Here is a 14,507-nt window from a genome sequence, read left to right on the forward strand (position 1 = left end):
TGAGGACAGCAGCGATCGGCCAGAGGGGGAAACTTTCGAGAAAGTTTCCCCCTCTGGACTCCCCCCCTCAAAGCTTTTTGTGTGCCTTCGGCAGGGGCTTACGGGTGCGGGAGGGCGTCCTTCTCCCTTTTGTCCTCTTTAAAAAACATCCGCGATTCGAGGCAGAGAAAACGGCGGAAGGCGTTCGCGTCTCGTCCTTCCGCGACCGCACGCACCTGAGCGAAGCGAACAGGGGATTCTTAAAAGTACCCACCACGTTTCTAAAAAGCCGCCCCCTGCCTTGTTTTTCAAACATGGCAGGGGGTTGCTTTTGGGTGATCAATGGTGATCCCAGATGATTTGCGGTGATTTCGGAAACGCTTTTACACGTCTTTTTACACATGCGCTAAGCAGAATGTCGTTTTATTCTAGCAGATTATAGTGATAAGTTAAGCCCCTGTCACCACGGCCATTTCATGGCGTTATGGAGCAAGGAGCAGTCTCATCCAGGCCGGTGTTGACGGCGTGAAAGGCCGTAAACAATCAACCGGAAGGTCGCTTACTTCCGTTATTTCAATGGGTTGAAAACGCCATATTTACCACAAAAACCATAGTTGCCGCTGAAAATGACACTTGGGTGACACGCAAAATTTGCCGGAAGGAGAAGCGGGAGGAATTGGTGCTCGCCCAATCGTTCGGTGTTCGACTCAGAAATAGTACACGCACCGGAGTTCGCCCCTGGCTGCGTTGAGCTTGTTGCCGAACTCGGTGTCGGAGGAACCGAGCGGCAGGATGAGCCGGGGCCTCAATTCGAAGTTGGACGTGAGCATGTAGGACGCTTCGGGGTTGAGGGAGAGGCTTCGGTCCCCGAGGTTCATGATGACGGTCGCCGTTGTCGTCAGATAGAGGATGTTGAAAGGCTCCTTTTGGGAGACTCGGAAATACAGGTAGTCCTGCCCGACGCTGCTCCGGTTGTAATCGGACGATACCTTTTTGCTTTTGTTCAGGTCGGCGGCGTTCCCCGTGGCCTGATAGGTGTCGTAGGCCGTGTGCACGTAATCGTAGTAGGTTTTCAGTTGCGAGGCGGTATACCCCTCTCCGTTGTGATAGTATTCAAGGAGATAGGTCGTCTCGTCCTCGGTCAGGTAGCGTGCGCCCAGGAGGAAGCTCCAGGCGTCGTGTTCGTGGATGCTGCTGGTCCCGTCACTATTGAAAACAGTCTGCTCATGGCCCAACCGGACCGCCGTTTCGCCGTGGATGGCGAAATTGTCGGTGATATTCGTGGCGAAGTCGATGCCGAGGGACGTATCGTAATGGTCGCCGCCCATGGCCATGACGTCTAGGTCCACATCGGCCAGCAGGAAGTAGAGTTTGCTCCCGTAGAGAACGCTTTCGTCCGTTGCCAGCCCCGTGTTCACCCGCTCCCATACGGGGACGACCACCGGGGTGAACGCCAATGTCTGCAACGGGCCGTCGAAGCTGAAGATCGCATCGGCGACGCCCATGACGTAGCCCTCGCGGCTCTGGTCCGGGTCGTCCACATCCTTCGGACGGCTGGCGAAGCTCACGGGGTTCCAAGCATATCCCTTGCCCCATTTGAGGACCTTTTTCCCGGCCTCCAGCGTGAACCGGGGGTCCGGCCTCCAGGAGGCCACGCCTTCCTCGAGCATGACTTGACCGGCCCAATGCTTGTCTTCCTTGAAAAAGCGTTCCGACGGCTCGTCAGGCTCGCTGGCCGCCGACAGGGGCAACTGGCTCCACCCGACGTCGGCACGTGGACGGGCATAGAATCCGAACGTCTCGTATTTCAGGGACATTTCGGGCTTGATCTGGAACAGCATGTCCGCCTGGAGTTCGTCCTTCGGGGAATCGAAGAAGCGTTGCTCGTACACCGCAGAATTCCTATTCATAAGACGTTCGTACATCCGAAGCTCGGCCTGCCCCCAGAACTCGAAGAGCTTTTCTTCCATCGCGGGAATATCAAAATCCGCATCGTACAGGGGCTCATCCTGGGCAAGGGCCGAAGCCGAGGCAGCCAGGATGAGCGCCAAGCAGAAGAACGGCCCGAGCCATGTACCGGCTTTCATCATTCTGCTTCCCGCCATCACTGACGAAGGGTTTCTATCCGCGGCAGGTAGTTGAGGGTGAAGACTTCATCCGAGAAGTCCCTGGCCTTCATCCGGGCGAAGATCATCACCGAGAGGTACCCCTTGTGGAGCGGGCTGTCCGTCTCGACAATGGCCGGGCGGACGAATCCGTCGCCGAAGTCGGTCATCTTCTTGAAATGCAGGGTTTTGATCAGCATCCCGGACGCCGCGAGACACTTGATCTCCGTCGGAACCAACCGGTCCTTGGCCACCAGCATCTCCAGCCTGTCATAGGCAACCTCGTTGGTCTTCGCCTTCAGGCGAAGCAAATAGGCGTCACCGCTTTCCTCCAAGGATTCGGGCGTATATTCGGCACTATAGTCTAGGCGCATGATATCGGCATTGTTGAAGATGCCACCCGTCACCGATTGGAGGCTGGTTATCCTGACCGGTTTGGCCACGCTCGGAATGTGGAGCCACATGTTGTCGCCTAGGCGCAAGGTCCCGCGCCCCTTGTCGCTGGAAGGCTCCAGGAAGACGGAGGCCACCATGTCCTGGCCTTTCTTGATGGTGTAGAGGACATATTCCCTTTTGCTCCCGTCCGGCTCGATGTTGATGAGCTTGCGGTAGGATTCGTAGCTGACCGGGGCCAGGTTGCGGTCCACGGCCAGGAGCACTTCCCCTGCATCCATGGCGGAAGCCTGATTGCCGCCGCCAAAAACAAGGCAGACGGCAGCAACGAACAGGACATATTTCAAAGAGTACATGTGCGGTATCCTCATGCGGTTATACGTGGCCGAGCGCATCGACGGGTTCCATCCGGCTTGCCTTCCACGCGGGTTGCAGCGCCGCCAGGGCGGAGGCCACCAGGACGATGGCCGACAGGAAGAGCATTTCGCCGGGGTTGATGTCCGGACGCACGATTAGGTTATCCATCCGCCCGAAGGAGAAGGCCACTCCAGCCGCCTTGAAGGCCAGCAGACCGCCCACGCCCAGGATCAGGCCGAGCGCCGTCCCCAGCACGCCCAGGAGCACGCCCTCGGCCACGAAAAGCGACATGATCGTTCCGGGGGAGGTTCCCATGGCGGCGATGGTCCCGATTTCCCGCACACGCTCGAAGACCGACATCAGCATCACGTTGAGCACGCTGATGAGGACGATGGCGACCATGACGATCTTCACCGTGACCAGCATCAGGTCGATCATGTTCGCGATATTGGAGAACGGCGACAGCTTGTCCCAGGTGTGCAGCTCGAAGGCGGGCTGCCCCTTCTTGTTCGTGAATCCGCCAAGCGTTGCCGTGAGCGACCCGGCGATGGACTTCAGCTTGTTGAAGCTGGAAACCCTGACCACGATCTCGGTGACCTCGCCCGGTTCGGTGCGCAGGAGGCTGCGGGCGTCCTCGATGTGCATGTAGGCGTCTTTTCCGCCCGGTCCCATGAGGTCTTCGATGATTCCGGCAAGCTGAAATTCCATGCCGTTTACCGAGCCGTCCTTGTTGGTGGCGACCAGCACCACGGAGTCGCCGGGCTTCATCCCCAGGCTCTTGGCCACCTTTTCGGGAATGACGACCTGACCCTTTTCGAGCAGGTCTTCGCCGGAGCCGGGGGCTCCCTGCTTCATCCTGCCGGCCAATGCCGTGCAGACGGCCATTTCCCGTTTCGGGTCGATGGCCGAAAGCCTGACGTTGGTGCTTTCCATATAGTTGCTGAGGACCGCGCCGAGCTTCAGCCTGGGCGCATACGCCTCCACGCCGGGGGTGGCGTCGAGGGTTTCCGCGATTTTCTTGTACGCCTGCCCCTTCATGTTCAGGTTGAGGGGCATGGTGTCGATGGATGAAAAATAGCCTTTGCGATGGATTTGCATGTGCCCGATAACCGAATCCGTGATGATGCCGATCATCATGGACTTGAACGATCCGGCGAGGCCCGAGAACATGACCACCATGCACACGCCGATGACGATGAGCAGGGAAGTGAGGGCGGTACGCCGTTTGTAGCGCGCCAGATTGCGCAGGGCGATCTTGAATATGTTAAGCATGGTCGTTGCCTCCCTGGATAAGCGGATTTCCGGCAAGCAGCCTGCCGTCCTCAATGCCGTGCACCACATCGGCGTGTTCGACGATGCGCGGGTCGTGGGTGGAGAAGACGAAGGTGGTCCCGTAGGTGTCCCGCATCTTTTTCATCAGATCGATGATCTTGTGGGCCGTATCATGGTCGAGGTTGGCGGTGGGCTCATCCGCCAGCACCACCTCCGGGTTGGTCACCAGCGCCCGGGCCACGGCCACGCGCTGTTTCTGTCCGCCCGAAATCTGGTCCGGCCGCTTGTCCTTCTGGTCCGTCATGCCGACGGCCTCCAGAACGGCCATCACGCGTTCCCGCCGTTCGCTCGCCGAAGTCCTGGTGATCATGAGCAGAGGGTACTCTATGTTCTCATACACGCTCAGGACCGGGATGAGATTGAACGACTGGAAGATGAAGCCGAGATGCTTGCCGCGAAAATTCGCCGCCTCCTTCTTGCCCAGTGTGTCCACCCTGGCGCCGGTCACCCGGACCTCCCCGGACGACGGCTTGTCCATGCAGCCGATGATGTTCAGCAGCGTGGTCTTGCCGCTGCCCGAAGGCCCGACGAACGTGACGAGTTTCCCTTTCTCGATAGAGACGGTGACCTGTTTCAGGGCTTCGGTTTCGACCTCCCCCGTCAGGTATTTTTTCGAAATGCCGTTCAGTTCGATCAGCGACATGGTTTTCTCCTGTATGCATGGCCCAAGGGCATTCCCCGGCCATGCCGTTAATCCCGTTCCGGTTTTCCTCCGGTCATTATCCCAAATCCGGGCCTGCGGCCTCCGTAATCCCGAATCGCCTGGATCAACCCGGAAAACTGATCCGGCCGCAACACGCTTTTCTCATGGAGCAGGAGACGAAGAACCTCGTCTTTCATGTCGCCCTGGTTCGCAAGAATCTTTTGCTGAATGACTCGGATCACCTCTTCATCGGCAACGGGTTTGTCCAGCAACTCAAGCAACTGCTTTCGCAACTGCATCGTTTCCCGGCGGATGCGGTCGGTGTTGGTCTTGAAGGCCAAGGCATAGGGCTCCAGTGCCTTCCATTGTTCGGGAGTCACCTGCACGCCTTCATACCTCGCTGCAAAAAACTGGTCACCAGAAGGGCGGGACTTTTCCAGCGGTGTCTGATTCTGCCCGGAAAAATGCTGCATCCCCCAGAACAGGATGAAAGCGACGTTCAATCCTACCGACAGGGCCAGCAAAGACCGCTTCAAATAATGCATGGTTTACAACCTCCCCCCCGTCGCTGAATCCGGCCAGCACTGCGGCTTCGATCGACCCGCCGGGAGCGGCGCTCAGGGACGCGAAGACCGTTTTCTCCGTCTGCATCATAGTCCGTTCCGAAACCGGATTGCCGTGGCTGTTCCACCCGAGCAGGCCGCCCAGAAGCAGGCCTGCCGCCAAGGCTGACGCCGTGGCCGTCGACCCCAGCCACCTGCGGGCGATCACCCGGAAGCCTCCCTTTTTCGGGGTGTCGAAATACTCCCGCGAAGCCCGGGCCATGATCCGGTATCCCAGATCGCCCGGCATCTCCGGAATGCTCAGGGAAGCAAGAGGCGCATCCAATGCCTCCAACCCGGCAAGACGCTCCCGGCATGACGCACACCCGTCCAGATGACGTTCCATATCCCGCATCTCCCGTTCGGGCAGTTCCCCGTCCAGGTAGGCGGAAAGACGTGTATGGCAATTTCGGCAATGCATGTGTGTCGACCTCATTTCCATTAAACGATCCAAGTCCGGAAAACCCCCGGCTTAGACCGAAAAAAGTTCATCGTGATCCCAGTTTATCCCGCAAGGCCTCGCGTCCCCTGGACAGCAGCCGCTCGACGCCCTTCCGTGACGTTTCAAGAACAACGGCCATTTCATCATAACCGAGCCCTTCATAGTACCGAAGCACGACGGCCATGCGAGGCCTGGGAGGGAGAGCGTCCAATGCCCGGCGCACGCGGGCCGCGTTCTGGTTCATTATCAACGCCTCCTCCTGCCCGGGAGACGAATCGGCCAATTCCGGATAGTCGTCCGCCTGTTCCGTTTTTTTTCTTTTGGCATGATCCAGGCAGAGCCGGGAGATGATGACGTGGAAGAAGGTCTTGAAACGCGCGGTACGGCGATAGCGGCCAGACGCGCCGAGCAGCCTGATGAAGGCGGCCTGGACGATGTCTTCGGCATCGTTCCCGGAGCCGAGAAAACGGCAGGCAACGCCCCAGGCCCAGGACTGGTGGCGTCGGACGAGTTCCCCGAAGGCCTGCCGGTCCCCGTTGCCCGAGGCCTCCAACAGGACTTCGTCCGGGAGTTGCGATCGGGACCTATCAGGCAATCCACCGCCTCCGGATGTTTCGAAGGCTCGCCCAGAACAGCGCCGCACAGAACAGGCCGAGTACAGGCAAGTCCAGATACCATGGCAGAATGTGGCCGCCATGGACAGCACCATGCAGGACGTCGGCCCCGTAAGTCAGGGGCAGTACGTAGGACACGGGCTGGAGCAGGGCGGGCAGCCTCTCGATGGGGAAGAAGAGCCCGCACAGGAAGATCATGGGAAAACGGAAGAAGTTGGAAAAGGTCTGCGCCTCGAACACCTCGCTGACGGCCACCGCGATGAACAGTCCCTGGAACGTGGAGGCCACCGCGATGAGGATCACTGCGGGGATGAACTGCGCCCAGGCGATCTGGGCGAGGTCGGTCAGGAACAGGGCCATGATCACGGGTACAAAGGCGTTGCACACGCCGAAAAAGATCGCCCCGCTCGTCTTGGCAAGCATCAGGAGCTCAAATGACATGGGTGCCAGCAACAGCCGTTCGAAGGAGCGGTTTTTCTTCTCGAAGGTCACCGTGACCGCGAGCATGGAGGTGGTGCCGAACAGGATGGAGATGGCCACCACGCCGGGGAGTAGCTGCGGAATGCTTTCCAGCCCGCTCCCGGAGCGGATGAAGAACATGGCTGTCCACGCCAGGGGGAAGATGATGCCCCAGCTCACGTTCGGCGGTTTCAGATAGTAGGTGCGCATGTCTTTTGCCAAGATATTCCAGAAGGCGATCAGCTTGTTCATTTCTTTCCCCCCTTCATCTCCTTCTCGTGATGCATGGCACCGGATTCTATGCCCGTTATCTGCACGAAAACATCCTCAAGCGAGAGGCGTATCCGACGCGCTTCCGTGACCGTGAATCCCTGTTCCTCGATTCGGCGCACCAACGGCCCCACATGCACGGGGGAGTCCGATTCCACACGGATCGACTGTTGCTCGGGGGGCGAGATAACCAGCGAGGGGAAGGCCTGGCTCAACCCTTCACGAACCTTTTCCGTCAAGGCCTCCTGGCAGGTGATTTCGAGGACATGCCGTCCTTGCAGGGGCTGGATCAGGTGTTCCACCGAGTCAACGCCGACGATGCGCCCGGCAACGATGAAGGCGATGCGGTCGCAGAGCCGTTCGGCCTCCTCGATGTAGTGGGTGGTCAGGAAGATGGTCGTCCCGGCCTGATGCAGGTCGGCCACGAGCTGGCGTATCTGGCGTCCGCTGGCCACGTCGATGCCCGTGGTGGGTTCGTCGAGAAACAGGATGTCCGGCCGGTGGATGATGCCCGCCGCGATGGTGAGCTTCCGCTTCATCCCCTTGGAGTACCCGCCGAACTTTCGGTCGGCAGCCTTGACGAGATCGAAATCGCGCAACAGCGCCTTTGCCTGCTCCCGGCGCTCGTCCTTCCGGATGCCATACAGCGATGCGCAGAAACACAGGTTCTCGAACCCGGTCAGCTCGGGGTAGAGGTTGCTCTCGTCGGGGACAACGCCGATCAGGTGCTGGGCGACCCTCGGGTTTTGGGTGCAATCGACGCCGCAGAGTCGAATGTTCCCGGAATCCGGGCGGGCCAACCCGGTGAGCATGTTGATGGTCGTGGTCTTTCCAGCCCCGTTCGGCCCGAGAAATCCGAACAGCTCTCCCCGCTCCACGGCGAATGACACGCCGTCCACGGCCTGCACTCCTTCAAACCGCTTGCTCAGGCCTTCGACCGCTATTGCTTCGTTCATCATCAGGATGGACCTCCCGAACCGATTCTTGTTTTGATCTGTTTCGGCGTATTCATCAAACCCCATAAAAACCCTGATGTAACAGCTTGGCGCACAATCCGAACAGGAGCAGGCTGAACAGGAGCCTGACCGTCCGGCCCGTCAGCCTGGTACTCATCAGCCTCGCTCCGGCCTGACCGCCGAGAAAGGCGACCACCGCCGCAGGTAACAGGAAATACCAATCGACCTCCCCCATGGATGCGTATCCCAGGAAGCCGGTGAGTGAGGAAAAGCAGACGATGAAGGTGGATGAAGCGGCAGCCGTCTTGGTCGGAATTTTCAAGAAGAAGATAAGCAAGGGGACGATGAAGACCCCGCCTCCGATTCCCAGCAACCCGGCCATCAGGCCGATGACCGCGCCGATAATCGCCCCGCCGATAATTTTGGTTGTTCTTGCCCGCTCCACCGTCCGGTCGTCGCCCTTGGGCGAAAACAGCATGCGCACCGCCGCCAGAAAGAGAATGACGGCCATGATCATCAGGAACGGTTTCGTTTCGATCCGGGTGTTCAGGTAAGCGCCGATCGGCGCGGCCGCTGCGGAAAACAGGATCAGCGGGATCGAAAGGGAGAAATCGACCATCCCCTTTCGCGAATAGGCGTACGCCGCCGATCCCGCAGCCGTGAGGTTCAGGAACAGGGATGCGGCGGCCGCCTCGCCCTTCGCCATGCCCAGAAGCACGAACAGCGGCGAGAAGACAAGCCCGCCGCCGAGACCGACCATGGTCAGCAGGAGTGAGATGAAAAATACGCCTGCAAGCAAGACAACGGGTAGGCTCATATGCGGTCCTTGACGATGTGTTCAGGCGATTGTTCGCAGCTGGCCGGGGGACTCCGAGCGCCCACCCTGGCTGGTGTATCGCTTCAATCTGTTGATCGGGAAAAGTCGAGTCGCGCCGGCTTCGGAATATCTGCGGGTCCCGAACGAATTGCTTCCCAGGCAATCTTTCGGCACGAGTTGCGGGTTTCTCCACAGGCTGTCTATTCATACCATTTCACAACAAATTTGGCATGCTGAACACCCCGTTCGCGAGGGACCGCAATTCCGTCATGGTCTGCCGGTTAATCCCGTAATGCACGAAATAGCCCTGCTTGTCCGCAACAACGAGGTCCGCATCCCTCAGGATGCGCAGGTTCTGGGATACGGCTGAAGGAGTGACGCCCAGCCTCTTCGCCAAGGCGTTTACGCACAAAGGGCCGCCTTTCAGCAGCTCCAGTATCCGTATGCGAGTGCCGACCGAGAGGACTTTGAACATACTGGCTTGTTTTTCAAAATTGACCATTGGTTCCTCGATGTGATAAAGAATCTATGCATATACTTATTTAAAAATGGTGTAAAGTCCACCATTCCCAACAATGGTCTCGCCGAGGTTTTTGTTCAACTTGGAATGGAAATAATCTATACTTAGGCAATGTCAAATAGAAGGAGTCTCTATACAAGTCTTGATCATTCTTTCCAGCAACGACCCGGAAGTGAAATGGAACACTGTCCGTTTCGGCAACTTCCTGTTGAATGAGGGCGAGGACGTCACGTTGTTCCTGAACGCCAGCGCCGTTGATTTGTATGCGGGCGATTCGGATACATTCCCGATCGCCGAACAGGCGAAGATGTTCGCCCTGAGTGAGGGCGTGCTGGTAGCCTGAGGGAAGTGCCTGAGCATCCACGGTGTGGATGAAAGCGAATACGTCAAGTTGTCCAGCCTGAAATTCCTGTATGCGGAAATGATAAAGGCAGACAGGATTCTCAACTACTAGATGAAATATAGAAGGAGCCTTGAAAAAGGCGTCGCCATGTTTCAGAAAATTCAGTTCCCTCACATTTTAAATGTGGTGGGCACTTAATTGCATCGTGTTCTACCGCAACAGGTTATACTACTTTTTGTTTGTCATCGCATAGATGTAATTCTTAAGCTCAATCTGAAAACTTAGATGACAACGGCAATCCGACTTTTGACCATCCTGGCACAGATGGTTCTCCGGGCATTTGTTGCATGCATTAATTTCTTCAAGAAGCCGCCGAATGTGATCGGGATCGTGGCTTTCGCCAATTTGCTTGAGAATGTCTGTCAGCGTTTCTCTTTGTACACATAGCATCGCCTCCCGGGGAGAAACGGATTGCCGGTTTATATTGGTCAATATCCAAAAAAGTTTAGAATGTATTTGATCGCAGTAAACACCATGACGCCAGACAGCATCCACTTGATGGCCTTGGCTGGCACAAACTTTTGGCATCGAGCCCCAAGATACATCCCCGCCATTCCTCCCGCTCCGAACAGTATTCCCAACAGCCAGTCGGGAGCCACGGAAAGGTTTGGGTAGAAAGGTGCGATGGCTTGGTAAAAAGCGACGCCTGCAACCGATGTGACAAAGGTTCCCATCAGTGCGGCACCTGCGACGATATAGACTGGAAGCTCGAAAAAAGTAATAAAGAACGGGGCGATTATTGATCCCCCTCCTATCCCGTAAATCCCCCCCACTATGCCGACAATGAAACTGAGAAGAAAAATTCCCCAGAATGAAACGTCATAGGCTTCCCCGTAGAACGTGAACCCGAGTCGCTTTAGATTGAAACAAGTGACTGTCGTGGCGGGCGCGGGCGCCGCCCCCTTCGGACTAGTGTTTCGTTTGACCATTTCCCGAAAGCGTGCTTCGCTTTCCCTCTTGGCCCCGCCATTTGAGTTCCCCAGCACGTCCCTCACCATTTTAAACCCGATATATAGGAGCACACAGGCGGTAAACAGCTTGAAATGCTTCGGGTCCGGCAAATAATGCACCCTGACCATGGCGCCGATAAAGACACCTGGCAGCGTGCCGAGGACGACGATCCATGTCAGCGGCCACACCATTCGCCCCTCGCGCCAGTAACGATATACTCCGCTTGGGATGGCAACGACATTGAACACCTGGTTGGTGGCGCTGACGGATGGATTCGTATACCCGATGAAGGACATCTGAAACGGCAAGAGCAGAAAGGCACCGGAAACGCCGCCCATTGAGGTGAAAAAAGAAATGACGAACGCCACAAAAGGTGGAATCCAGAGCGCGACTTCGATATCAGCAGTTTGGAAGTACATGGAATCGACCGCCTTTTTGTGATAACATTTGTCAACAGTCACGGAAGTGTCTATATTCGTGACAGTAAAGTTTCGGCAAGTCAATACCAATGTGAGCGAGGTCGAATGATTATCGTCGGGCTTTCTTCAAGCTGCCATGGTATTTTCAGGGGCAAGCAGCAACTCTCAGCAATCAAAGGCTCTTAGTAATGACAGGTTTCAACCGAAGTGATGATGGACGGATTCTTTCCATTGCGGAAGGAGAGGAGTGCCTGAGCCACTCCCAACTGAATCGATTGGAGGATTCTTTCCGGGAGTGGGCTGGAAAATCAAAACGCGACGATGTTCGTTTGTCCAGACTAAGCGTTTTGCTCATTTTCCTTCTGGTCAGGTATACGGGCGCAAAGTTGAGCGAAGTATTATCGATCAACATACATACCGATCTCGATTGGGCTCGCCATCTGGTGATTTTTCGTTCGAATGGGAATGAGAGAGCGGAACCGAGGGAAGTTCATATTTCACGATCTCTTGCCGACGAGATCAGGGGGAAGATCGAAACCTTGAAATCTCACAAGGAGTCAGAAAGACTGCTTGATTTGGACCCTGGTTTTGTTCGGCGCAAATTTTATGAACGGGCTTTGGAATGTGGGTTTCCAAAGCGGCTGGGCGGTCCGGAAGCCATCCGCAAGGCGAGAGGCGTGGAGTTGATGCAAAGCAACATCCCCTTGCCCGCTGTGCAGATGATGCTGGGGCACTCCACCCCCAATCTCACCTCGTCCTATGTCGCGTTCTCCAAGGATGAAATTCAAGCTGTTGCTCAGCGTTTTCTGGAAAAGGAATCCGGCCGCAAAACAAGCGCACGAAATAGTTTTTTTGGAAAAGTGTCAGAAATCTTGAGGGGCGACATACAAACACGCGTCGTTATGGAAACCCTAGAAGGGAACTCCATCATCACCGTAATCACGAATGACAGTTTGGAGCGGCTTGGCTTGAGCTTAGGCAGATTGATCACAGCCGAGGTAAAGGCTCCGCTGGTAATCTTGCATGGCGGTGAAGCATCTCCGAAATGCAGCACGGAAAACAGACTCAGGGGAGTGGTGACCAGAATAACCAATGGAGAGGTCAACACGGAATATATCGTCAAGATTTCTGAAACAACTGAAATATGCGCCCTTGTCACTTCCTCCCCAAGCTCACCCTTTGAATTAAATGTTGGAGACTGTGCATGGGCATTGTTTAATTGTTCCGCCGTGGTGCTTCACGTTGACTGATGACCTCCTGCCGATGGTTTCCTCGATTTGTATTATACAAGACTACAAGGGCTTTTCTGGGAGCCACCCCCCTTGAAGTCTGCTTAAAATAAACTGGACTCTTAAGAGACGTTGCGCCGCACGTTGAATTGGCATTTGCGGGTAAAGACAAAAGGGACTCACTCTTCCCCTAGAATCCTGTCCCATGCCGCAATGTGGTTTCGGAAGCCGTACTCGACCATCTCGAATTTTCTGCCCAAATTTTTGGCTGCGACCCCAAGCGTCCCGGTGCCGGCAAAGGGATCAAGAATGGTGTCGTCTTCTTTGCTCAATGCGGTAACCAGAGTCTCAATTACCGACAATTTTTTTTGCGTTGGGTGAAGGGTCTTTTCGCCCTTCTTGGTTGACCATTCCTCATCGGGGTCAGGCATCATCCGTTCATTCCCTGATGTTTTTCCAGCGACCACATAATTTTTATAGCGGCCTTCCTTGTCGAAATATGAATTTTCTGAGCACACATGCAGCCCGAGTTCGAAGCTCTCCTGAAACATCCCCTTGTTGGTGCCTCGTGAATCCGGTTTGCACCAGGCATATTTGCGCAACTTGGTAAAATAGCGGGAAAGCTCTCGATACCAATCGCCGAATTGGAAATCCGAGCAGAACACAAAGACATTGCCGCCAGGTTTCAGAACGCGATGGAATTGGTAGGCTAGAACGTCGATCCGAAGCTTTTTGCAATCCCAATCCTTGCCGGCGATACCGATCTCGAAAGGCGGGTCGGTGATTATGGCCTCGTACCGGTGGGAAGGACAATTCTCCAAAAAAAGGAACGCATCATCGTTGTGGATGTCGCCGTCTTCGGATCGACGAGGTTACCCCCAGATGGTCTTGTTTCCGTAAATCAATCACGAATCACCTGCCACCGGCTTTCCATACGTCGGCTTTTGGTTTTCCAAGATGAATTCCCGCATTCGTTGAAGCGATTTTGAACTCAGCCCAGGGTTGAGAGCTTTGCGCCGCTTGGCTCGTTCTTTGGGATTTGCAATCGTGTGGCAACTGTTGGCGGCATTAGCCATTTCCGGGTCATTCTCCAGTATGCTCATCAGCGCTCTATACGTGTCGTTGTGCATGGTGACGAGAACGATTCGAACGAACTCCGGAACAGGAAGGTCATAGGCAAGGGAGAAGTCGAGTACCCGATCCAGTGGAATCGAAGCGTCCCCCTTTTCGATCTGGGATATGAACGAGCTGGAGCACCCCAATTTCTGGGCGACCCATCTGAGGGGCTTGTGCCGATTCTCCCGGACAATCTTCAGATAAAGCCCGACTTCTTCTTTCAACAATTGTTCCGGGGTCTTCACAGGGGTGAGGTCAACGTCGTCATCTTCGGCCATGGTTAATCAACCACCTTGTTAACAGTGTTAAGCAACTAGTTGTTTAACACTGTTAATAAATAAGTTGATAATCAGCAGCAAGGGATTTGTTGCTTTTTTGGGGTGGATGCGTGAGCAGGGACCTGAGGATATCCCTTGAGCCGGAGTCGAACCCGCCATCCCTCTCGCCGTCGCCTGCGGTAATCACGACGCAAGCAAAGCCGTCGGGGCAAGGCCGCCCGGCTCGCCGGGTGCCCGAAGGGCCTGGCCTTGCTCCGGCGGCTGCTTGCGTCACGCTCGTGGAAAATCGGCGGGAGGGAAAGAAATCGTGCCGCCGGAGCTTGCGCGAAGGTTTCGTGGCGTCATATGGTAGGGCATATCCACCGGATAAATTGGTCACCAAAAGGAGGTATGACGCACCTAAGGCGCGTTCATAAGTTTTGACGAAGTCTAAACTGATGAACGCTTAAGTAGGCACTAACACGCCGTAACATCTAACACTTCGCTGCCGTTCATTTCCAAACGGCACACTTTCACATCCTAACGCCAGGCTGAAACACAGCACCCCGCCGGACAAACGACAGGTATCTAGAAATCTGCCGTTGTCGTAATTCCCCCACGGCCATCGCTTATGCGCAGGACA

15 protein-coding genes and 1 pseudogene are annotated in these 14,507 nt (G+C 55.9%); 2 read left to right on the forward strand and 14 right to left on the reverse strand.

The genetic code is table 11. The annotated features are described in order from the left end of the window. Positions 1 to 686 precede the first annotated feature (686 nt). The 11 genes and pseudogenes from V8V93_RS04125 to V8V93_RS04170 all read right to left on the reverse strand — a co-directional run bounded on the left by V8V93_RS04125 (position 687) and on the right by V8V93_RS04170 (position 9,471). The gene (locus tag V8V93_RS04125; RefSeq protein WP_207264476.1) at positions 687 to 2,069 is read right to left on the reverse strand and encodes a hypothetical protein; all 1,383 of its coding nucleotides are present in this window, start codon (positions 2,067 to 2,069) and stop codon (positions 687 to 689) included. Between the two features lie 14 nt (positions 2,070 to 2,083). Next, positions 2,084 to 2,833, reverse strand: coding sequence for an outer membrane lipoprotein-sorting protein (locus V8V93_RS04130; RefSeq protein ID WP_207264479.1), 750 nt, complete (start codon positions 2,831 to 2,833; stop codon positions 2,084 to 2,086). A 19-nt stretch (positions 2,834 to 2,852) separates the two neighbouring features. Next, the gene (locus V8V93_RS04135) at positions 2,853 to 4,106 is read right to left on the reverse strand and encodes an ABC transporter permease (RefSeq protein ID WP_207264498.1); all 1,254 of its coding nucleotides are present in this window, start codon (positions 4,104 to 4,106) and stop codon (positions 2,853 to 2,855) included. Continuing rightward, positions 4,099 to 4,809, reverse strand: a complete 711-nt coding sequence (locus tag V8V93_RS04140) for an ABC transporter ATP-binding protein (protein WP_207264500.1) — start codon at positions 4,807 to 4,809, stop codon at positions 4,099 to 4,101. The genes V8V93_RS04135 and V8V93_RS04140 overlap by 8 nt, the downstream gene beginning before the upstream one ends. Before the next feature lie 47 nt (positions 4,810 to 4,856). Beyond that, complete coding sequence (locus tag V8V93_RS04145; protein WP_207264502.1) at positions 4,857 to 5,354, reverse strand: periplasmic heavy metal sensor; 498 nt, start codon at positions 5,352 to 5,354, stop codon at positions 4,857 to 4,859. 415 nt (positions 5,355 to 5,769) lie between these two features. Beyond that, positions 5,770 to 5,853, reverse strand: a pseudogene (locus tag V8V93_RS19470) (zf-HC2 domain-containing protein); the annotation flags it as partial. A 46-nt stretch (positions 5,854 to 5,899) separates the two neighbouring features. Beyond that, positions 5,900 to 6,448 carry an RNA polymerase sigma factor gene (locus tag V8V93_RS04150; protein ID WP_207264506.1) on the reverse strand — a complete coding sequence of 183 codons (549 nt, stop codon included), beginning with the start codon at positions 6,446 to 6,448 and terminating at the stop codon, positions 5,900 to 5,902. After that, positions 6,441 to 7,178 (reverse strand): ABC transporter permease, encoded by a 738-nt coding sequence (locus V8V93_RS04155; protein WP_207264509.1) that lies wholly within the window; start codon positions 7,176 to 7,178, stop codon positions 6,441 to 6,443. The genes V8V93_RS04150 and V8V93_RS04155 overlap by 8 nt, the downstream gene beginning before the upstream one ends. Then, positions 7,175 to 8,155: an ABC transporter ATP-binding protein gene (locus tag V8V93_RS04160; RefSeq protein WP_338668034.1), complete on the reverse strand. Its 981-nt coding sequence runs from the start codon at positions 8,153 to 8,155 to the stop codon at positions 7,175 to 7,177. Before V8V93_RS04160 ends, V8V93_RS04155 begins: the two co-directional genes overlap by 4 nt. A gap of 52 nt (positions 8,156 to 8,207) precedes the next feature. Then, the gene (locus V8V93_RS04165; RefSeq protein ID WP_338668033.1) at positions 8,208 to 8,969 is read right to left on the reverse strand and encodes a sulfite exporter TauE/SafE family protein; all 762 of its coding nucleotides are present in this window, start codon (positions 8,967 to 8,969) and stop codon (positions 8,208 to 8,210) included. A gap of 214 nt (positions 8,970 to 9,183) precedes the next feature. Next, positions 9,184 to 9,471: an ArsR/SmtB family transcription factor gene (locus V8V93_RS04170; RefSeq protein WP_207264518.1), complete on the reverse strand. Its 288-nt coding sequence runs from the start codon at positions 9,469 to 9,471 to the stop codon at positions 9,184 to 9,186. 151 nt (positions 9,472 to 9,622) lie between these two features. Between V8V93_RS04170 and V8V93_RS04175 the strand changes: the two genes are divergently transcribed. Further along, positions 9,623 to 9,943 carry a DsrE family protein gene (locus V8V93_RS04175; RefSeq protein WP_338670205.1) on the forward strand — a complete coding sequence of 107 codons (321 nt, stop codon included), beginning with the start codon at positions 9,623 to 9,625 and terminating at the stop codon, positions 9,941 to 9,943. Between the two features lie 377 nt (positions 9,944 to 10,320). Here the strand turns inward: V8V93_RS04175 and V8V93_RS04180 are convergent, their stop codons facing one another. Further along, the gene (locus V8V93_RS04180) at positions 10,321 to 11,262 is read right to left on the reverse strand and encodes a sulfite exporter TauE/SafE family protein (protein ID WP_207264520.1); all 942 of its coding nucleotides are present in this window, start codon (positions 11,260 to 11,262) and stop codon (positions 10,321 to 10,323) included. A gap of 188 nt (positions 11,263 to 11,450) precedes the next feature. On the opposite strand from V8V93_RS04180, the gene V8V93_RS04185 reads away from it, so the two are divergent. Beyond that, a complete protein-coding gene (locus V8V93_RS04185; RefSeq protein WP_207264522.1) occupies positions 11,451 to 12,512 on the forward strand; it encodes a TOBE domain-containing protein in 1,062 nt (353 codons plus the stop codon). 158 nt (positions 12,513 to 12,670) lie between these two features. Here the strand turns inward: V8V93_RS04185 and V8V93_RS04190 are convergent, their stop codons facing one another. Continuing rightward, positions 12,671 to 13,312: a DNA-methyltransferase gene (locus V8V93_RS04190; RefSeq protein ID WP_338669110.1), complete on the reverse strand. Its 642-nt coding sequence runs from the start codon at positions 13,310 to 13,312 to the stop codon at positions 12,671 to 12,673. Between the two features lie 84 nt (positions 13,313 to 13,396). Next, positions 13,397 to 13,885, reverse strand: coding sequence for a helix-turn-helix domain-containing protein (locus tag V8V93_RS04195; RefSeq protein ID WP_207264524.1), 489 nt, complete (start codon positions 13,883 to 13,885; stop codon positions 13,397 to 13,399). Positions 13,886 to 14,507: the final 622 nt, after the last annotated feature.

The sequence above is a fragment of the Pseudodesulfovibrio sp. 5S69 genome, assembly GCF_037094465.1.
Taxonomy (GTDB): Bacteria; Desulfobacterota; Desulfovibrionia; order Desulfovibrionales; family Desulfovibrionaceae; genus Pseudodesulfovibrio; species Pseudodesulfovibrio methanolicus.

Bases quoted from the DNA above. Each gene is read 5' to 3' on its own strand.
- V8V93_RS04125 (WP_207264476.1), bottom strand. From the start codon at position 2,069: ATGATGAAAGCCGGTACATGGCTCGGGCCGTTCTTCTGCTTGGCGCTC.
- V8V93_RS04130 (WP_207264479.1), bottom strand. From the start codon at position 2,833: ATGTACTCTTTGAAATATGTCCTGTTCGTTGCTGCCGTCTGCCTTGTT.
- V8V93_RS04135 (WP_207264498.1), bottom strand. From the start codon at position 4,106: ATGCTTAACATATTCAAGATCGCCCTGCGCAATCTGGCGCGCTACAAA.
- V8V93_RS04140 (WP_207264500.1), bottom strand. From the start codon at position 4,809: ATGTCGCTGATCGAACTGAACGGCATTTCGAAAAAATACCTGACGGGG.
- V8V93_RS04145 (WP_207264502.1), bottom strand. From the start codon at position 5,354: ATGCATTATTTGAAGCGGTCTTTGCTGGCCCTGTCGGTAGGATTGAAC.
- V8V93_RS04155 (WP_207264509.1), bottom strand. From the start codon at position 7,178: ATGAACAAGCTGATCGCCTTCTGGAATATCTTGGCAAAAGACATGCGC.
- V8V93_RS04160 (WP_338668034.1), bottom strand. From the start codon at position 8,155: ATGATGAACGAAGCAATAGCGGTCGAAGGCCTGAGCAAGCGGTTTGAA.
- V8V93_RS04165 (WP_338668033.1), bottom strand. From the start codon at position 8,969: ATGAGCCTACCCGTTGTCTTGCTTGCAGGCGTATTTTTCATCTCACTC.
- V8V93_RS04170 (WP_207264518.1), bottom strand. From the start codon at position 9,471: ATGGTCAATTTTGAAAAACAAGCCAGTATGTTCAAAGTCCTCTCGGTC.
- V8V93_RS04180 (WP_207264520.1), bottom strand. From the start codon at position 11,262: ATGTACTTCCAAACTGCTGATATCGAAGTCGCGCTCTGGATTCCACCT.
- V8V93_RS04185 (WP_207264522.1), top strand. From the start codon at position 11,451: ATGACAGGTTTCAACCGAAGTGATGATGGACGGATTCTTTCCATTGCG.
- V8V93_RS04195 (WP_207264524.1), bottom strand. From the start codon at position 13,885: ATGGCCGAAGATGACGACGTTGACCTCACCCCTGTGAAGACCCCGGAA.